Source organism: Kitasatospora sp. NBC_01560 (assembly GCF_045208415.1).
GTDB lineage: Bacteria > Actinomycetota > Actinomycetes > Streptomycetales > Streptomycetaceae > Kitasatospora.
Window position 1 is genome coordinate 3900486 of record NZ_CP109364.1, and the last position, 16665, is coordinate 3917150.

12 protein-coding genes are annotated in these 16665 nt (G+C 74.2%); 2 read left to right on the forward strand and 10 right to left on the reverse strand.

Features of this window, described 5'->3' with window-relative positions:
• Window positions 1-41 precede the first annotated feature (41 nt).
• The 7 genes from trpS to OH807_RS16800 all read right to left on the reverse strand — a co-directional run bounded on the left by trpS (window position 42) and on the right by OH807_RS16800 (window position 10262).
• Window positions 42-1082, reverse strand: coding sequence for a tryptophan--tRNA ligase (gene trpS, locus OH807_RS16770; protein WP_406199362.1), 1041 nt, complete (start codon window positions 1080-1082; stop codon window positions 42-44).
• A 30-nt stretch (window positions 1083-1112) separates the two neighbouring features.
• On the reverse strand, window positions 1113-2435 hold the full coding sequence (locus OH807_RS16775) for a hemolysin family protein (RefSeq protein WP_406199365.1): 1323 nt from the start codon (window positions 2433-2435) through the stop codon (window positions 1113-1115).
• 74 nt (window positions 2436-2509) lie between these two features.
• Window positions 2510-3502, reverse strand: coding sequence for a malate dehydrogenase (locus OH807_RS16780; RefSeq protein WP_406199367.1), 993 nt, complete (start codon window positions 3500-3502; stop codon window positions 2510-2512).
• Window positions 3503-3768: 266 nt separating this feature from the next.
• Window positions 3769-7035 carry a hypothetical protein gene (locus tag OH807_RS16785; RefSeq protein WP_406199369.1) on the reverse strand — a complete coding sequence of 1089 codons (3267 nt, stop codon included), beginning with the start codon at window positions 7033-7035 and terminating at the stop codon, window positions 3769-3771.
• Between the two features lie 297 nt (window positions 7036-7332).
• Window positions 7333-8694, reverse strand: coding sequence for a hypothetical protein (locus OH807_RS16790; protein ID WP_406199371.1), 1362 nt, complete (start codon window positions 8692-8694; stop codon window positions 7333-7335).
• Window positions 8695-8946: 252 nt separating this feature from the next.
• Window positions 8947-9372, reverse strand: a complete 426-nt coding sequence (locus OH807_RS16795; RefSeq protein ID WP_406199373.1) for a DUF3017 domain-containing protein — start codon at window positions 9370-9372, stop codon at window positions 8947-8949.
• Window positions 9373-9407: 35 nt separating this feature from the next.
• Window positions 9408-10262 (reverse strand): bifunctional methylenetetrahydrofolate dehydrogenase/methenyltetrahydrofolate cyclohydrolase, encoded by an 855-nt coding sequence (locus OH807_RS16800; protein ID WP_406199375.1) that lies wholly within the window; start codon window positions 10260-10262, stop codon window positions 9408-9410.
• A gap of 584 nt (window positions 10263-10846) precedes the next feature.
• On the opposite strand from OH807_RS16800, the gene OH807_RS16805 reads away from it, so the two are divergent.
• A complete protein-coding gene (locus tag OH807_RS16805) occupies window positions 10847-11605 on the forward strand; it encodes an RDD family protein (protein WP_406199377.1) in 759 nt (252 codons plus the stop codon).
• Between the two features lie 118 nt (window positions 11606-11723).
• On the opposite strand, the gene purH is transcribed toward OH807_RS16805, so the two are convergent.
• A complete protein-coding gene (purH, locus tag OH807_RS16810; RefSeq protein WP_406199380.1) occupies window positions 11724-13304 on the reverse strand; it encodes a bifunctional phosphoribosylaminoimidazolecarboxamide formyltransferase/IMP cyclohydrolase in 1581 nt (526 codons plus the stop codon).
• Window positions 13301-13960, reverse strand: coding sequence for a phosphoribosylglycinamide formyltransferase (purN, locus tag OH807_RS16815; RefSeq protein WP_406199383.1), 660 nt, complete (start codon window positions 13958-13960; stop codon window positions 13301-13303). Before purN ends, purH begins: the two co-directional genes overlap by 4 nt.
• A gap of 356 nt (window positions 13961-14316) precedes the next feature.
• Here purN and OH807_RS16820 point away from each other — a divergent pair, with 356 nt between their 5' ends.
• Entirely contained in the window at window positions 14317-14958 is a 642-nt protein-coding gene (locus OH807_RS16820; protein ID WP_406199385.1) for a hypothetical protein, read from the forward strand.
• On the opposite strand, the gene OH807_RS16825 is transcribed toward OH807_RS16820, so the two are convergent.
• Window positions 14939-16633: a DUF6350 family protein gene (locus OH807_RS16825; protein ID WP_406199387.1), complete on the reverse strand. Its 1695-nt coding sequence runs from the start codon at window positions 16631-16633 to the stop codon at window positions 14939-14941. The two genes, OH807_RS16820 and OH807_RS16825, sit on opposite strands and share 20 nt — an antisense overlap.
• Window positions 16634-16665 lie beyond the last annotated feature (32 nt).

Consider the following 16665-nt stretch of genomic DNA (forward strand, 5'->3'; position numbering starts at 1 on the left):
CTCGGGGAGGTCGCCGTGCGCCGCGGAGCCCGCCGGCGGCGTCACCGCTTGGCGGCCGGGAGGAAGCCGATCCGGTCGTAGACGGTCTCCAGCGTCTGCGACGCCACCTCCCGGGCCTTCTCCGCGCCGATCGCCAGGACGCGGTCCAGCTCGGCCGGGTCGTCCAGGAAGCCGTGGGTGCGCTGCTGGAACGGCGTCACCCACTCGGTGAACAGCTCGGCCAGCTCGGTCTTCAGGGCGCCGTACATCTTGCCCTCGAAGTGCGCGACCAGCTGGTCGATCGAGAGGCCGCTGAGCGCCGAGTGGATCCGCAGCAGGTTGGAGACGCCCGCCTTCTCGTCCTCGTCGTAGGAGACGACGGTGCCGGTGTCGGTGACGGCGCTCTTGAACTTCTTGGCGCTCACCTTCGGCTCGTCCAGCAGGTTGACCAGGCCCTTGGCCGAGGAGGCGGACTTGCTCATCTTGGCGCCCGGGTCCTGGAGGTCCAGGATCTTCGCCGTCTCCTTGAGGATGTACGGCTTCGGCATGGTGAAGGTCGGGCTGTAGCGGGTGTTGAAGCGCTCCGCGAGGTCGCGGGTGAGCTCCAGGTGCTGGCGCTGGTCCTCCCCGACCGGCACCGCGTCCGCCTGGTAGAGCAGGATGTCGGCAATCTGGAGGACCGGGTAGGTGAACAGGCCGACCGAGGTGCCCGCGGCGCCCTGCTTGGCCGACTTGTCCTTGAACTGGGTCATCCGGGAGGCCTCGCCGAAACCGGTGAGGCAGTTCATCACCCAGCCGAGCTGCGCGTGCTCGGGCACGTGGGACTGGATGAAGAGGGTGCAGCGCTCCGGGTCCAGACCGGCGCCGAGCAGCTGGGCGGCGGAGATCCGGGTGTTCTGGCGCAGCGTCGCCGGGTCCTGTTCGACGGTGATCGCGTGCAGGTCGACCACCATGTAGAAGGCGTCGTTGGCCTCCTGGAGGTCGACCCACTGGCGGACCGCGCCGAGGTAGTTGCCGAGGTGGAACGACCCGGAGGTGGGCTGGATCCCGGAGAGAACCCGGGGACGGTCCTTGACCGGACCAGTGACCGCTGCGTTGACCATGCGGGCCATTGTTCCAGTTCCACCGACCGGTCAGGAAACGTCTGGCCCTGGAGGTTCCGCCAGTGTGACGGCACTCACCCCGACCCGGGCGATCCGCCGGCCCTCCAGCTTGGCCACCGTCAGCCGGACCTCCTCGGCGCCGATCGGGATCCGGACCTGGTCGCCGTCGGCCGGCAGCCGGCCCAGGGCGGCCACCAGGCAGCCGGCCACCGTCTCGTAGGGGCCCTCGGGCAGTGTGACGCCGGTCTCCTCGGTGAAGTCGCCGAGGTTCAGCAGGCCGTCCAGCTCCATGCCGCCGCCGGCCAGCCGGCGGGTGGTGCTGGGCTCCTGGGAGTCGTACTCGTCGCGGATCTCGCCGATCACCTCCTCGACGAGGTCCTCCAGGGTGACGATGCCGGCGGTGCCGCCGTACTCGTCGACCACGATCGCCAGGTGGTGCCCCTCCCGGCGCATCTCGCCCATCGCCTCCAGCACCCGTTTGGTGCCGGGCAGCAGCTTGACCGGGCGGGCCAGGTCGCGGACCTTGGCGGCCTGCTCGCCGCGGGAGCCGTAGAGGTCCCGGACGTGCACGAAGCCGGTGACGGCGTCGTAGCTGCCCTCGACCACCGGGTAGCGGGAGTGCGGCGAGGAGCTCGCCTGCTCGCGGACCGCGGCGAGCGGCCGCTCGGCGTCCAGGAAGGTCACCTCGGTCCGCGGGACCATCACCTCGCGCAGCTGGCGCTCCCCGGCGGAGAACACGTCGGCGATCAACGCCCGCTGGTCGCTGCCGAGTTCGGTGTTGGCGGCGACCAGGCCGCGCAGCTCCTCGGAGCTCATCGAGCCACGGCCGGCGGCCGGGTCGCCGCCGAGGAGGCGGACCATCAGGTCGGTGGAGTGGCCGAGCAGCCAGATCGCCGGCCGCAGCGCCACCGACATCACGTCGACCACGGGGGCGGCCAGCAGGGCGATGGAGTCGGCGCGCTGCAGGCCGATCCGCTTCGGGGTCAGCTCGCCGAGCACCAGCGAGACGTAGCTGATCGCCAGGGTCAGCCCGACCAGCGAGACGGCGTCGGCGACGCCCGCGGTCAGCCCGGCCCGGACGAACAGCGGGGCGACCTTGCCGGCCAGCGTGTCCGCACCGAACGCGGCGGACAGGAAACCCATGCAGGTCACCCCGACCTGGACGGCGGCCAGGAAGCGGTTCGGATCCGCCGCCAGGTGGGCCGCCCGGGAGGCCCGCCGGGTGCCGCGTGCCTCCAGGGACCGGATCTGGCCCTCGCGCAACGAGATCAGCGAGATCTCGGCCACGTTGAACAGGCCGCCCAGCATGATGAAGACGAGTACGAGTGCCGCGTCCTCGATGGTTTCGCTCACGGGGGGTCAGTGTAGAGCGACGGCCCGCCGCCTCGGTGGGAGGCGGCGGGCCGGGTGCGTCAGCGGGGCTGCGCTCAGATCAGGCCGAGGCCCTGGACGGCGTCGCGCTCCTCGACCAGCTCGTTGACCGAGCCGTCGATGCGGCCGCGCGAGAAGTCGGAGATCTCCAGGCCCTGGACGATCTCGAACCGGCCGTCCTTGGTGGTGACCGGGAACGAGGAGATCAGGCCGGCCGGGACGCCGTAGGAGCCGTCGGAGACGACACCCATCGAGGTCCAGTCGCCCTCGGCGGTGCCGTTGACCCAGGTGTGCACGTGGTCGATGGCGGCGTTGGCGGCCGAGGCGGCCGAGGAGGCGCCACGGGCCTCGATGATGGCCGCGCCGCGCTTGGCGACGGTCGGGATGAAGTCGTTCTCCAGCCAGCCCTGGTCGGCACCGACGGCCTCGAAGGCCGGCTTGCCGGCGATCTCGGCCTGGAAGATGTCCGGGTACTGGGTGGCGGAGTGGTTGCCCCAGATGGTGACGCGCTTGATGTCGGAGACGGCGGCACCGGTCTTCAGCGCCAGCTGGCCGACGGCCCGGTTGTGGTCCAGGCGGGTCATCGCGGTGAAGCGCTCGGCCGGGACGTCCGGGGCGTTGCGCTGGGCGATCAGGGCGTTGGTGTTGGCCGGGTTGCCGACGACCAGGACCTTGATGTCGTCCGCGGCGTGGTCGTTGATGGCCTTGCCCTGCGGGCCGAAGATGCCGCCGTTGGCCTGCAGCAGGTCGCCGCGCTCCATGCCGGCGGTGCGCGGGCGGGCGCCGACCAGCAGTGCGACGTTGGCGCCGTCGAAGGCCTCGTTGGCGTCAGCGGTGATCTTGATGTCGCGCAGCAGCGGGAACGCGCAGTCGATGAGCTCCATGGCGGTGCCCTCGGCGGCCTTGACGCCCTGCGGGATCTCCAGGAGGCGCAGGTTCACCGGGACGTCGGCGCCGAGCAGGTGGCCCGAGGCGATGCGGAAGAGCAGCGCGTAGCCGATCTGGCCGGCCGCTCCGGTGATGGTGACGTTGACGGGGGTGCGGGTCATTTCTACCTTCTCCAGCAGATCGCCAGGCGCCCCAGGCACACCGGCGCTGGAGCCGAGAACGGTCTCTCGACATCGAGAGACCGGCGTCAGGTTATCGCAAAGGGAAGCGTACGCCGCGTGTGCGGTCGTGGCTGATACGTCACAACGGGATCGGCCCCCGCGAACCCCGGGCGCGGGGCCGCCCGGCCCGGACACGGGCCGGGCCCCGCAGGCGGTCGCCTGCGGGGCCCGGTCGCGTACCGCGGTGCTCCGGGAGGAGCGGCGGATCAGGAGAAGTAGCCGAAGACGTCCGCGATCACCTGGGCGGAGCCGCCCCCGAGGTTGGCCAGCTCCACCTTGCCGTCGGCGCCGATCGGGACGGTGACCAGGTTGGCGACCGTCGCCCCGGTGGTCCAGTTCAGGTTGGAGGAGTCCGGGCGGGCGGTGCCCGAGGGCCAGGCGGTCAGGAACCCCGCCGACTGCGGCTCGGTCACCGTCACGTTCAGCACCACGGTCCGCGCGCCGGCCAGCTCCCGCCGGCCGGAGAGGTCGAGGGTGACCTTCCCGCCGGGGGCGACCGCGCCCGGGCCCTGCCGGGTGTCCAGCAGGCGGGACGGGCCCGCGCTGTGGAACGTGCTGCCGGCCGGGTCGTCGGAGTAGTACCCGAAGACGTCGGCGATCAGGTGCGAGGTGCCGCCGGCGGCGTTGCGGAGGTTGACCCGGCCGTCGGCGCCGACCGGCACCACCACGTGGTTCGGCAGCGTCTGCCCGGCCGTCCAGTTCAGGTTGGAGGAGTCCGGGCGCGGCGTGCCCGACGGCCAGGCGGTCAGGAAGCCCGCCGACTGCGGCTCGGTCACCGTCGTGTTGAGCACCACGGCCTTGACGCCGCTCTGCGGCAGGCCGGCGCGGCCGGCCACCTGGAGCGACACCTCGCCGCCGGCGGGCACCGGGTCCGATCCCGGGCGGCCGACGGCCTCCCGGGTGTCCAGCAGCCGGGCCGGGTTCACCGAGGAGAAGGTGGAGCCGGCCGGGTCGGTGCTGTAGTAGCCGAAGACGTCGGCGATCAGGTGCGCGGAGCCCCCGGCGGCGTTGCGGAGGTCGACCCGGCCGTCGGCGCCGACCGGCACCACGACCTGGTTGGCCACGGTCTGGCCGGCCGTCCAGTTCAGGTTGGAGGAGTCCGGGCGCGGCGTGCCCGACGGCCAGGCGATCAGGATCCCCGTCGACCGGGCCTCGGTCACCGTCATGTTGAGCACCACGGCCTTCACCCCGGACTGCGGGACCCCGGCGCGGCCGGCGATCTGCAGTGACACCTCCCCGCCGGGCGCCACCGGGTCCGACCCCGGGCGCCCGACGGCCTCCCGGGTGTCCAGCAGCCGGGCCGGCGCCAGCGGTGTGAACCGGCTGCCCTCCTCCGCGGTCGCGTTGACCACGTGGATGCGCTGCCCGTCCGGGTCGGTCCAGGCCACGTCCGGGCCGGTGCGGTCCACCGTCCAGGCCGAGTCCGTCTCCCGGAGGGTCTTCCAGTGGTCGCCGGAGGCCAGCGTGCGGACGGTGACGCTGCTCTCGTCGCCGTCGGCCGCGATGCCGGCGCGGAAGTCCAGCAGCAGCAGCTTGCCGTTGGCGCGGTCCTGGCGGACGAGGTAGCCGTCACCGAGCAGGGCCTCCCGGCCCTGGCCGTTGTTGAAGTTGCCGGTCGCGATCACCGGGACCTTGAGCGTCTTGCGCGTGGCGGTGTCGAAGACGCCGCTGGTGCGCAGCGTCCCGTCGTTGTCCTGGCAGCCCCAGTGGACCCAGCGCCCGACGGCCTGGAGCATGGTGACCCTGCACGGGGCCGTGAAGGTGTCGTGGACGTTGTAGCCGGTCACGTCGGTGGCCGTCACCGTGGTGCTGCCCTCGTTGGCCCGCCAGAGCGTCTCCCCCTGGACGGCGGCGGCGGTCGCGGCGGTCTGCAGCAACTGGGCACCGGTGTCGAGGTCGCCGACCACGACGACCCGGTTGGACAGGTGGTTGCCGGAGGACTGGGCGAGGACGACGTAGCGGCCTGCCGCGTCCATCGTCCGCAGGCCCGGGATCCCGGTGACCCGGACGCTGGAGGAGCCCCACTCGTGGGAGTCGGCCCGGTGCGCCAGCGCCCTGTCCCCGTACACCGGATCCCCGGCGAGGAACCGCTGGTCACCGGTGGACCGGAGGGTGGCGCAGGAGGCCGTGGCGGAGTAGCAGTCGGTCAGGTCGTGGAGGGTGTTGAGCGTCTCGGACAGCTCGACCGGGGTGGCCGCGCCGGACAGCCGGTGGCTGCGGTAGGACCCGGTGGTGTCGGCCGGGTGGAAGTCCACCGTGTCGGAGGCGACGGTGAGCGTGCCGCCGCCGAGCGTCAGCCCGAAGACCGTGGCGGGCGCCGCCGGGACGTCGGTCAGCTTGGCGACCGCGGGCCGCTCGCCGGCGCCCGTGAGCCGGTAGACGGCGGTGTCGCGCTGGCCGTCGCCGGAGACGTGCTCGGTGCCGATCGCGATCAGCGAACCGTCCGGCGCGGGCAGCAGCTGGGTGTCCGCGCTGTCCAGCACGGACTGGACGGTGCCGGAGGTGGAGCCGAGCGGGGTCGCACCCAGCGGGCGGCCGCGGTAGTCGCCGGAGCTCCTCGTCGACGCGGTGGCGATCAGCCAGTCGCCGGCCAGCCGCAGCTCGCCCGAGTTCTCGCCGCCCACGTAGGTGGAGCCCAGCACGGTCTGCGGCTGGGCCCGGTCGAGCAGGTCGGCGGTGGTCCCCATCCCGGTGCCGTGGCGCACGATGCGGTTCTTGGCCAGCCGGAAGGTGTAGGAGAACTCGAACTGGCCGCCGTCCGGGAGCTCGGTGACCGAGCCGGTGGCGAGGTCGACCAGGGCGCTGTGCAGCACGTCGTCGAGGCGGTACCGCAGGATCACCGAGGTCCGGTCGCCGTCGTGCACCGAGGCCACGAGGGCGGCCGCGGCGGGGAGCGCCACCCTGGTGCGGACGACGGTGCCGCCGTCGAGCCGGTTGAGGTACCAGCCGGTGACGGTGGAGCCGGTGCCCTCGGAGGTCAGTACCGTCCGGCCGTAGGTGCCGGCGTAGGTCTGCCCGGCGGGGATGCCGATGCTGCCGGCCGCCACCGGGGTGCCGGTGGCCAGCGAGTAGAGGTCGACCTTGCCCGCCGAGGGCACGGCGACGGTGTCGGAGGAGGTGCCGTAGCGGTGGTCCGGCGCGCCCCGGTAGTAGCCGGACGGCACGCCCTGCCGGAGGTCGGACTCCAGCGCGGCGGGCAGCCGCAGGCCGGTGTCGGTGGTGGCGCCGGTGTCGTACCTGGTCCACAGCAGTCGGTCACTGCCCTCGCGGGCGTGCAGCAGGCCGGTGTCGCCGGCCACGAACAGCTGGTCGCGGGCCGGGATGCCGCGCGGGGCGGCGGGCAGCACCAGCTCGCCGGGCGCACCGGAGGCGGTCGCGGCCGGTGCCGGGGCGGCCGTGGCGGGCACCGCCGGGCCCAGGGCGGCGGCGCCGGTGGCCAGCGCCAGCGCGGCGGCGCCGAGTACGCGACGCACACGCACGGAGCGTCTTGCAGTGAGATCCATCGCAGCCCTCTCTCGGGCGAACGGGAGCAGAGAGGGCGTCAGGCGAAGTGCAGCTCCGGCCAAGGCCGTTACGGCCCGAACCGGCCCCCCGCACACAACGGTCCCCCCACGAACGGCGGGAGCATACCAACCGGTGATCTTGCTGCGCACAGGGGTTTCCGCGAACGCGGCCAGGGGACGGGCCGGGCCCCACAGGCGGCTGCCTGCGGGGCCCGGTCACGTACCGCGGTGGTTCGGGGGAGCCGGTGGTTCAGGAGAACCAGCGGCTCAGGAGAAGTAGCCGAAGACGTCCAGGACGAGGTGGGTGGAGCCGCCGCTGAGGTTGCCCAGGTTCACGCTGCCGTCGGCGCTCAGCGGGACGGTGACCAGGTTCGGCACGGTCTGGCCGGCCGTCCAGTTCAGGTTGGAGGAGTCCGGGAGATCGGTGTCGGCGGGCCAGGCGGTCAGGAAACCGTCCGCCTGCGTCTCGGTCACCGTCACGTTCAGCACCACGGCCTTCGCGCCGGGCAGCGCCGGGTGGCCGCCGAGGCCGAGGGTGCCGGCCTGGAAGGCGCCCAACGGCGAGTTGGTCGTCCGGGTGTCCACCAGGCGGCCCGGGCCCACACCGTGGAAGGTGGTGCCGGCCGGGTCGTCCGAGTAGTAGCCGAAGACGTCGGCGACGAAGTCGGTCGAGCCGCCCGCCGCGTTGTAGAACGACACCTTGCCGTCGGCGCCGACCGGGACCACGACGTGGTTCGACTTGGTCTGGCCCGGCGTCCAGTTGATGCTGGACACGTCCGGCTGCTCGATGCCCGACGGCCACACCTTGACGAAGCCGTTCGACTCCGGCTCGGTGACCGTCACGTTCAGCACGACGGCCTTCACGCCGGTCTGCGGCACACCGCCGCGGCCGGCGACCTGGAGGTCCACCTGACCGCTGCCGGGCACCGGCGTGGTGCCCGGAACGCCCACCGCGGCCCGGGTGTCGAGCAGGCGGCCCGGGCTCAGCGAGGAGAAGGTGGAGCCGGCGGCCTGGTCGTCGGTGTAGTAGCCGAAGACGTCGACGATCCCCTGGACCCGCGGCGTGTCGCCGGACATCAGGCCGGTCTTGCCGGGGCTGAGGAGCACCACGTTGCCGTCGTCGCCCACCGGGACGACGACCTGGTTCGACACGGTCTGGCCGGCCGCCCAGTTCAGGTTGGAGGAGTCCGGCTCCGCGATGCCCGTGGGCCCCATCTTCAGAAAGCCGGGGGAGTGCGTCTCGGTGACCGTCACGTTCAGCACGACGGACTTCACCCCGGTCAGCGGCACGCCGCCGTTGCCGGCGATCTTCAGTATCTGGGGGTGGCTGTTGTACAGCGGGCTGAACCCCGGCTTGCGGGTGTCCAGCAGGCGGGCCGGTGTCACCGGCACGAAGCGCTGGCCGGCCTCGGCGGTCACGCCGGCCGGCGCCGCGGCGGCCTTACCGGCCGCGGACAACGGGGCCGGCGTGCCGACCAGGGGAAGCGGGGTGGGCGCGCCGACCACGGGGGCCGGGGCCGCCGTGGCGGGCACCGCCAGGCCCAGGGTGGCGGCGCCGGTGGCCAGCGCCAGGGCGGCGGCGCCGAGTACGCGGCGCACGCGCACGGATCGCTGTGCAGTGAAGTCCATCGAGGCCCTCTCTCGGGCTAACGGAGACGAGAGGGAACCATGCCGAAGTGCAGCACGGGACAAGGCCGTTGCGGCCCGAACCGTCCCCCCGCACACAATCCCCCCACGAACGGCCGGAGCATACCAACGCTCGATCTTCGAACGCACACCGGTTTTCCGGCATGCGGACGGCCCCCGCCCGGGGGTACCGGGCGGGGGCCGTCACGGGGTGGGCCGGCTCAGTGCTTGGGCCGGCTCAGTGCTTGGGCCGGCTCAGTGCTTGGGCCGGCCGATCAGCTGGCCGATGTTGTCCAGCAGCGGGATCTCCAGCCACGGATTGGGCTGGGCCACCAGGGTCAGCAGCACGATCGACAGGCCCAGGAAGCCCAGCACGATCACGTCGGTGAACCGGCTGCGCACCGCCAGCATGCCGACCTCGGGCAGGACCAGCCGGAGCACCGCGCCGAGCAGCACGCCGCCGCCGAGGATCAGCAGCCCGTACTTGAAGCCGTCCTTGAAGTCGGCGAACCAGGTCACCGCGAGTCCGGCCGCGACCACCAGCAGGACCAGCGTTATCGGCCACTGCCGCACCGGCAGCGCGTGGTCGCGCCCGAGCGCCGCGGCCGAGCCCTCGGGGGGCAGGGTGCCGGTGGTCTTCACCGGCCTGCGCCGCGACCGCGCCGGTCGTGCTTGGTTCATGGCTCGCCCTTCCTCCGGTCCCGGTTTCCTGGGTCTCAGACGCCGGCGCGGCGCTCGGCCGCCACGACGATGTTGTTCAGCAGCATGGCGCGGGTCATCGGGCCGACGCCGCCCGGGTTCGGGGAGATCCAGCCGGCGACCTCGGCCACGCCCGGGTGGACGTCACCGACGATCCGGCCCTCGCTGCGGCTGACGCCGACGTCCAGCACGGCCGCGCCGGGCTTGACGTCCTCCGGCTTGACCAGGTGCGGCACGCCCGCGGCGGCCACGACGATGTCGGCCTTGCGCAGGTGGTAGGCGAGGTCCCGGGTGCCGGTGTGGCAGAGGGTGACGGTGGCGTTCTCGCTGCGGCGGGTGAGCAGCAGGCCGATCGAGCGGCCGACGGTGACACCGCGGCCGATCACGACCACCTCGGCGCCGTTGATCGCGACGTCGTGGCGGCGCAGCAGCTCGACGATGCCGAGCGGGGTGCAGGGCAGCGGGCCCTCGATGCCCAGCGCGAGGCGGCCCAGCGAGGTGGGGTGCAGGCCGTCGGCGTCCTTGTCCGGGTCCATCAGCTCCAGGACGGGGTTCTGGTCGAGCCCCTTGGGCAGCGGGAGCTGGACGATGTACCCGGTGCAGGCGGGGTCGGCGTTGAGCTCGTGGACGACGTTCTCGACGTCCTCCTGGGTGGCGGTCGCGGGCAGCTCGCGCTGGATCGAGGCGATGCCGATCTCCGCGCAGTCCTTGTGCTTGCCGTTGACGTACCAGCGGCTGCCCGGGTCGTCGCCGACCAGGACGGTGCCGAGGCCGGGCGTGATGCCCTTCGCCTTGAGGGCCGCCACGCGGACGGCGAGTTCGGACTTGATCGCGGCGGCGGTGGCCTTGCCATCGAGAATCTGGGCAGTCATGACCCCATTCTCCCGGATCGCGGCGGTGGGCCGCGCCAGCCCCCGGGCGAGGCCGCCCGGCGCCCGCGCGGAGCCCCGCGGGCGGGGCGGAAGGTGCGGGGCACGTTGCGGTTGCGCCACAGTCCGGTCCGCCGCGCGAGCGCGGCTGGACAGCGCCGGGCCGCCCGGACGACGATGAGCGGGCATTCCCTGCCGCATCCGGCCCGGTGACGGGCCGACGGAACCACCGGCGGGGCACACCCGGGGGAAGAACAGAGTGAGCCGACCACACCACACCGTGCCGCCGGACCGCAACGGCGGCGTGCCGCCGTGCCCGCAGCCGTCGGCGTTCCCGTCCGCACCGCTGCCACCGGCACCGCGGCCCGCACGGCCCTGAGGGCCGACACGCCCGGGCCCGGACGGCCCGTACCGGCCCGCCCGCACCGTGCCGGCGCCCCACCGCGCCGGTACCGCACCCGTCCGCGCCGCACGCACCCGTCGCCGCGCTCCGCTATCGTCCCGTCCGTCCGGCGGCCCGACCCGCCGGTCCGATCCGGGTCCTCCGCTGTCCCGTTCCCGTCCCCACATCCTGCCCGGAGGCATCGATGAGTTACCCGCCCGACCCGAACAACCCGTACGGCCAGCCCCAGCAGCCCGGGTACGGCTACCCGCAGCAGGCCCCGCCGGCCGCCGGGTACGGCTACCCCCAGCAGCCGCCGCAGGCCCCCGGGTACGGCGTGCCGCAGCAGCCGGCGTACGGGTACGCGCCGGTCCCGGGCACCATCCAGGCGAACAACGGCTACATCAACGTCGCGCACCTGGGCACCGTGAAGATCGCCACCATGGGCCAGCGGTTCGCCGCCCGGCTGATCGACGGCCTGTTCTTCGGCGCGCTGTACGCGGTGTTCGCGATCTTCGGCGTCCTCGGCGCGCTCGGCGTCGCCAAGGACCAGCAGGACTGCAGCTCGAAGCTGGACTACAGCACGTCCAGCTACAGCGGCACCAACTCGGCGTACTACGACTGCATCCACGCCAACTCGCAGGCCGCGACCGGCTGGTTCGTCACGTCGATGCTGCTGTTCGGCCTCTTCATGGCGGTCGGCCTGCTGTACGAGTGGCTGCTGGTGGCCTTCACCGGTGCCACGCTGGGCAAGTTCGCGATGGGCCTGCGGGTCGTCAAGGAGAACAACGGCCAGGTCCCCGGCCTGGGCGGCGGCTTCATCCGCTTCATCATCCCGAGCGTCGGCAGCCTGCTCTGCGGCCTCGGCCAGCTGCTGGTCTACCTGTCCCCGTTCTTCGACAACTCCGGGAAGCTGCAGGGCTGGCACGACCGTGCCGCCGGCACCCTGGTGGTCAAGAAGTAACGCGCACCGCCGCACGACGGAGCGGCCCGGCCCCCTCGCGAGGGGGCCGGGCCGCTCCGTCGTTCACACCGCGGTCGTTCACACCGCGGTCGTTCGCACCGCGTCGCTCACACCGTCGTCAGTGGAAGAAGTGGCGGGTGCCGGTGAGGTACATGGTCACGCCGGCCTCGGCGGCGGCCGCGATCACCTCTTCGTCGCGGATCGAACCGCCCGGCTGCACCACGGCCCGGACGCCGCCGTCGAGCAGGATCTTCAGACCGTCCGCGAAGGGGAAGAACGCGTCGGAGGCCGCGTACGAGCCCTTCGCCCGCTCGCCGGCCCGCTCGACCGCGAGCTTCGCCGAGTCGACCCGGTTGACCTGGCCCATGCCGACGCCCACCGAGGCGCCGCCCTTGGCCAGCAGGATCGCGTTGGACTTGACGGCCCGGCAGGCCCGCCAGGCGAAGGCCAGCTCGGCCAGCTCGGCCTCGCCGAGCGCCTCACCGGTGGCCAGCGTCCAGGTCGCCGGGTCGTCGCCCTCGGCGTGCACCCGGTCGGTCTCCTGGAGCAGCACGCCGCCGGAGACCGGGCGCACCTCCTGGCGGTTGGCCGGGGCCTCGGGGGCGAGCAGCACGCGCAGGTTCTTCTTACGGGCGAGCACCTCGACGGCGCCGTCCTCGTAGCCCGGGGCCACCACGACCTCGGTGAAGATCGGGGCGATCTGCTCGGCCAGCGCCACGGTGACCGGGCGGTTGACCGCGATCACGCCGCCGTACGCGGAGACCGGGTCGCACTCGTGCGCCTTGCGGTGCGCCTCGGCGACGTCCGCGCCGGTCGCGATGCCGCACGGGTTGGCGTGCTTGATGATCGCGACGGCCGGCTCGGCGTGGTCGTAGGCGGCGCGGCGGGCGGCGTCGGTGTCGACGTAGTTGTTGTACGACATCTCCTTGCCGTGCAGCTGCTCGGCACCGGCCAGGCCGCCGGTGCCGTCGCTGTACAGCGCGGCGCCCTGGTGCGGGTTCTCGCCGTAGCGCAGCACGTTCTGGCGCTCCCACGTGGCGCCCAGGAACTCCGGGAACCGCTCGTCGCTCGGCGCGTAGCCGGCCTCGAACCAGGAGGCGACGGCGACGTCGTAGGCCGCGGTGTGCGCGAACGCGGCACCGGCCAGGCGCTTGCGGGTGGCCAGGTCGAAGCCGCCCTCCTGGGCGGCCTTCAGCACGTCGCCGTAGCGGGCCGGGTCCACCACGACGGCGACCGACGGGTGGTTCTTGGCGGCGGCGCGGACCATGCTCGGGCCGCCGATGTCGATCTGCTCGACGCACTCGTCCGGGGTGGCGCCCGAGGCGACGGTGGCCTTGAACGGGTAGAGGTTCACCACGACCAGGTCGAAGGGCTCGACGCCCAGCTCGGCCAGCTGCTCGCGGTGCGACTCCAGACGGAGGTCGGCGAGGACGCCGGCGTGCACCCGGGGGTGCAGCGTCTTGACGCGCCCGTCCAGGCACTCGGGGAAGCCGGTCAGCTCGGAGACCTCCGTCACCGGCACGCCGGCGGCGGCGATCCGGCCGGCGGTGGAGCCGGTGGAGACGATGGCGACCCCGGCGGCGTGCAGGCCCTGGGCCAGCTCCTCCAGACCGGTCTTGTCGTACACGCTGATCAGCGCGCGACGGATCGGACGGACATTCTCGGAGACGGGGGGCGTGGTGCTGGGGGCGGCGCTCATGCCGGGATCCATACCTTTCGGTCCTCGATGCGGTGACCTTCGCGGGCCAGCCGGCCCACGACGTCGACGAGCAGCTTTCGCTCGACAGTCTTGATGCGCTCGTGCAGCGCGTCGCCGCCATCGGCGTGGTCGGCGTCGGTGACCTCCACGACGCCCTGCGCGATGATCGGCCCGGTGTCCACCCCGGCGTCGACCAGGTGGACGGTGCAGCCGGTGACCTTCACCCCGTACGCGAGGGCGTCGGTGACGCCGTGGGCGCCGGGGAAGGCGGGCAGCAGTGCGGGGTGGGTGTTGACGATCCGTCCGGCGAAGGCGGCGACGAAGCCGGGGCCGAGGATCTTCATGAAGCCGGCCGTGACCACGAGGTCCGGTTCGTGGCCGGCGACGGAGGCGGTCAGCACGCGGTCCCAGTCGGCCCGGTCGGCGAAGTCCTTGACCCGGTGCACGAAGACCGGCAGGCCGGCGCGCTCGGCGCGCTCCAGGCCGGCGATGGCGTCGCGGTCCGCTCCGACGGCGACGATCTCGGCGCCGAAGGCCGGGTCGGCGGCGGCGTCGAGCAGTGCCTGCAGGTTGGTGCCGGAGCCGGAGACCAGCACCACCAGCCGGGCCGGTCCTGGTGTGCGGGGCGGGAAGAGCTGAGCGGGGGCGGCGGCCACTGCGCGATTCTCCGTAGGTCGGGCGCCGCCCGCTGGTACGTCCACCGGTGGTGGGGCCACTACGAACGGCAGGTCGAGCGAGGGGGAACACCGGGAGAACCCGCCGCGACGCGGACCCCGGGGAACCTCTGCGAGCTGCTGACCGTCACCACGATAACGGCTGGTCCGACGGCCTCCGAAACGCCGTCTCGGCGCTACGCGCGTAGTTGAGACGGGGATCTCGTCGGCCGATCCGCACGGACGCCCGGGCGGGTGTTCCGGCCGCTGCGTCGGCCCCGAGGGGTGCCCGCGGACGCCTGCGGGATCATAGGGTGGCGCGGGCGTCCGCCCCACCGACGAGAAGGAATGGCCGAACCATGAGCAGCGGTGACGACACCGGCGAGCGCAACCCCTTCGCGCCGCCGCCGGCGGATGCCCCGGAGCAGCCGTGGCGGCCGCGCGATCCCGGCGCCTCCGGCGGACCGGACGCACCCGACGGCGAGGGCCCGGACGAGCGCCCGCTCGTCCCGCCGCCGCACCCCTGGAGCCCCGGCTACCAGGGCGGGCGCGGCTCCCGGCCGTCCGGCCCGCAGCCGCCCAAGCTCGACCCGGCCGACCCGGCGCAGCGCAAGGCCCGCAACGCGGCACTGGCCGGCATGGGCGCGCTGATCTGCGCGTTCGCCGCACTGCACTACGTGGCGCTGTTCGTCGGCGCGCTGGCCATCGTCTGGGGCGTCGGCGCGATGCGCACGCCCAGGCCGGCCCCCGGCCGGGCGGCCGTGACCGGTGCGGCGCCCGCCCCCGCCGCGGCCGGGCCCAACCCGCTGACCCCGGCCGCGCTCGCCGGGGTGCTCACCGGCGCGATGACGGTGGTCTTCGTCTCCTCGGTGATCGGGCTCAGCCTCTACTACAACGACTACGTGACCTGCGTCCGGGATTCTCTGACCGCCACCGGTGCGGACAACTGCGACCGGCTCGCGCCGAAGTGGTACGTGGACGTCACGACGAAGAGCGACTAGCCGACCGGCCCCCGCCCGGCGCGGGGGCGGGGGCAGAGTCGGGGTCGGGGTCCGTGGCTGCCGCGCCGTCCGGCGGCCCGCCCAGCCGGAGCACCAGCGCGTACGCGCCGGTGCGCAGCAGCAGCGCACCCCGGCGCGCACGGCCGGCCAGCGCGCCGCCCACGGCCGCGGTGCCGGCCAACGCGGCCCCGACGGCCCCGACGGCCCCGGCCGCCCCGACCGCCCCGCCGTCGGCAGCCGCAGTGCCCGCGGCCCGGCCGCCCGCCTCCCGACCGCCCGCCGTCCGATCGACCGCCCCGGCCAGCGCCAGCGCCCGGACCAGCAGCGCCCCCGGGCCCGCCACCACCTCGAACCAGCCCGCCGCCGCGAGGCCCGTACGCCACGGCACCGGGCCCAGCTCCGCCATCCGGCCGGCGGCCAGCGCGCCCCCCGAGAACCCGGCGAGCACCGCCGCCGCCGCTCCGAGCAGCAGCGCCGCCGCCAGCACCGCGACCACCGTCGCCACCGGGTGCCAGGGGCCGGCCGGGCCGGGGGCGCCCGCCGTACCCCCGACGTCCTCCGCCGTGCCTTCGGCGCCCTCAGGGCCCTCCGCTGTCCCGCTGCCCTCCGTAGCCCCGCTGCCCGCCACGGCCTCGGGGCCCTCCGCCGCCCGGCGGCCCAGCAGCAGCGCCGGCACCACCCCGGCCAGGGCCGGCAGCGCACAGGCGGCCCACCGCCAGCCGCCCGCCCCCGGCTCCGCCACCAGCGCGAACAGCGGGAACTCCGGCACCGGGCCCAACACGGCACCGGCCGGTGCCACCAGCGTCCCGGCCCCCACCGCGAACCCCGGCCCCAGCGCGTACGCCGCGGCCCAGAGCACCGCGTTCGGCAGCAGCACCACGCTCAGCAGCAGCAGCCCCACCACGGCGACCGGGCCGTACCCGAAGGCCGCCGTCGCCGGCCCGGCGCCGGCCACCGCGGCCAGCACCGCCGCCACCGCGACCACCGCCGCCCCGGCCGCGAGCAGGCCCGCGCCGCCCGCCAGCGCGGCCGTCCGGACCACCGCCGCGCCGCCGTCCGGCCGGGCCCAGGCCGGCGCCCGGTCCAGCACCCGCCGGCCCGCCCGCCACCAGGAAACGGGCCACCCGGCGGACCGGGCCGGCGGCCGGACGCCCGCCGCGCGGTCCGCCGTCCGGGCGCCGGCCGCCGTCGCGGCGGCGGCCAGCGCCGTCACCGCCAGCACGTCCGGCAGCACCCGCGACCGGAACAACCCCGCTCCCGAGCAGTGCAGCACCACCGCCACCGCCACCGCGCAGTAGCCGCACCACAGCGCCGACGGCCCGCCCCAGCGCGACCGGAGGCCACGCCGGGCCGCCACCCGGCCGCCGGCCCGGTACAGCTGCCCCACCGCCAGCAGACCGAGCAGCAGCGGAGTGGCGGTCAACGGGGCGTCCGCGGCGCCGCGCAGCACCGGCGCCCCGTGGCCGAGCAGCCAGAGCGCACCCGCCAGCCGGACCGCGCCCGCCGCGCCGTCGTCCGCGTACGGGGTCACCACCCAGAGTCCGAGCACCGGGACGGCGACCACCGCCAGGCCGAGCAGCGCCGTCCGCACCCCGGTGAGCATGTCGGCGAGGACCGGCCTGGTGCCCAGCTCCTGCGGCACTTCGACGATCGGACGGCCCATCAGCTGCGTCATGCGCCTCATGGTGCCAAGGCGACTCGCCATGC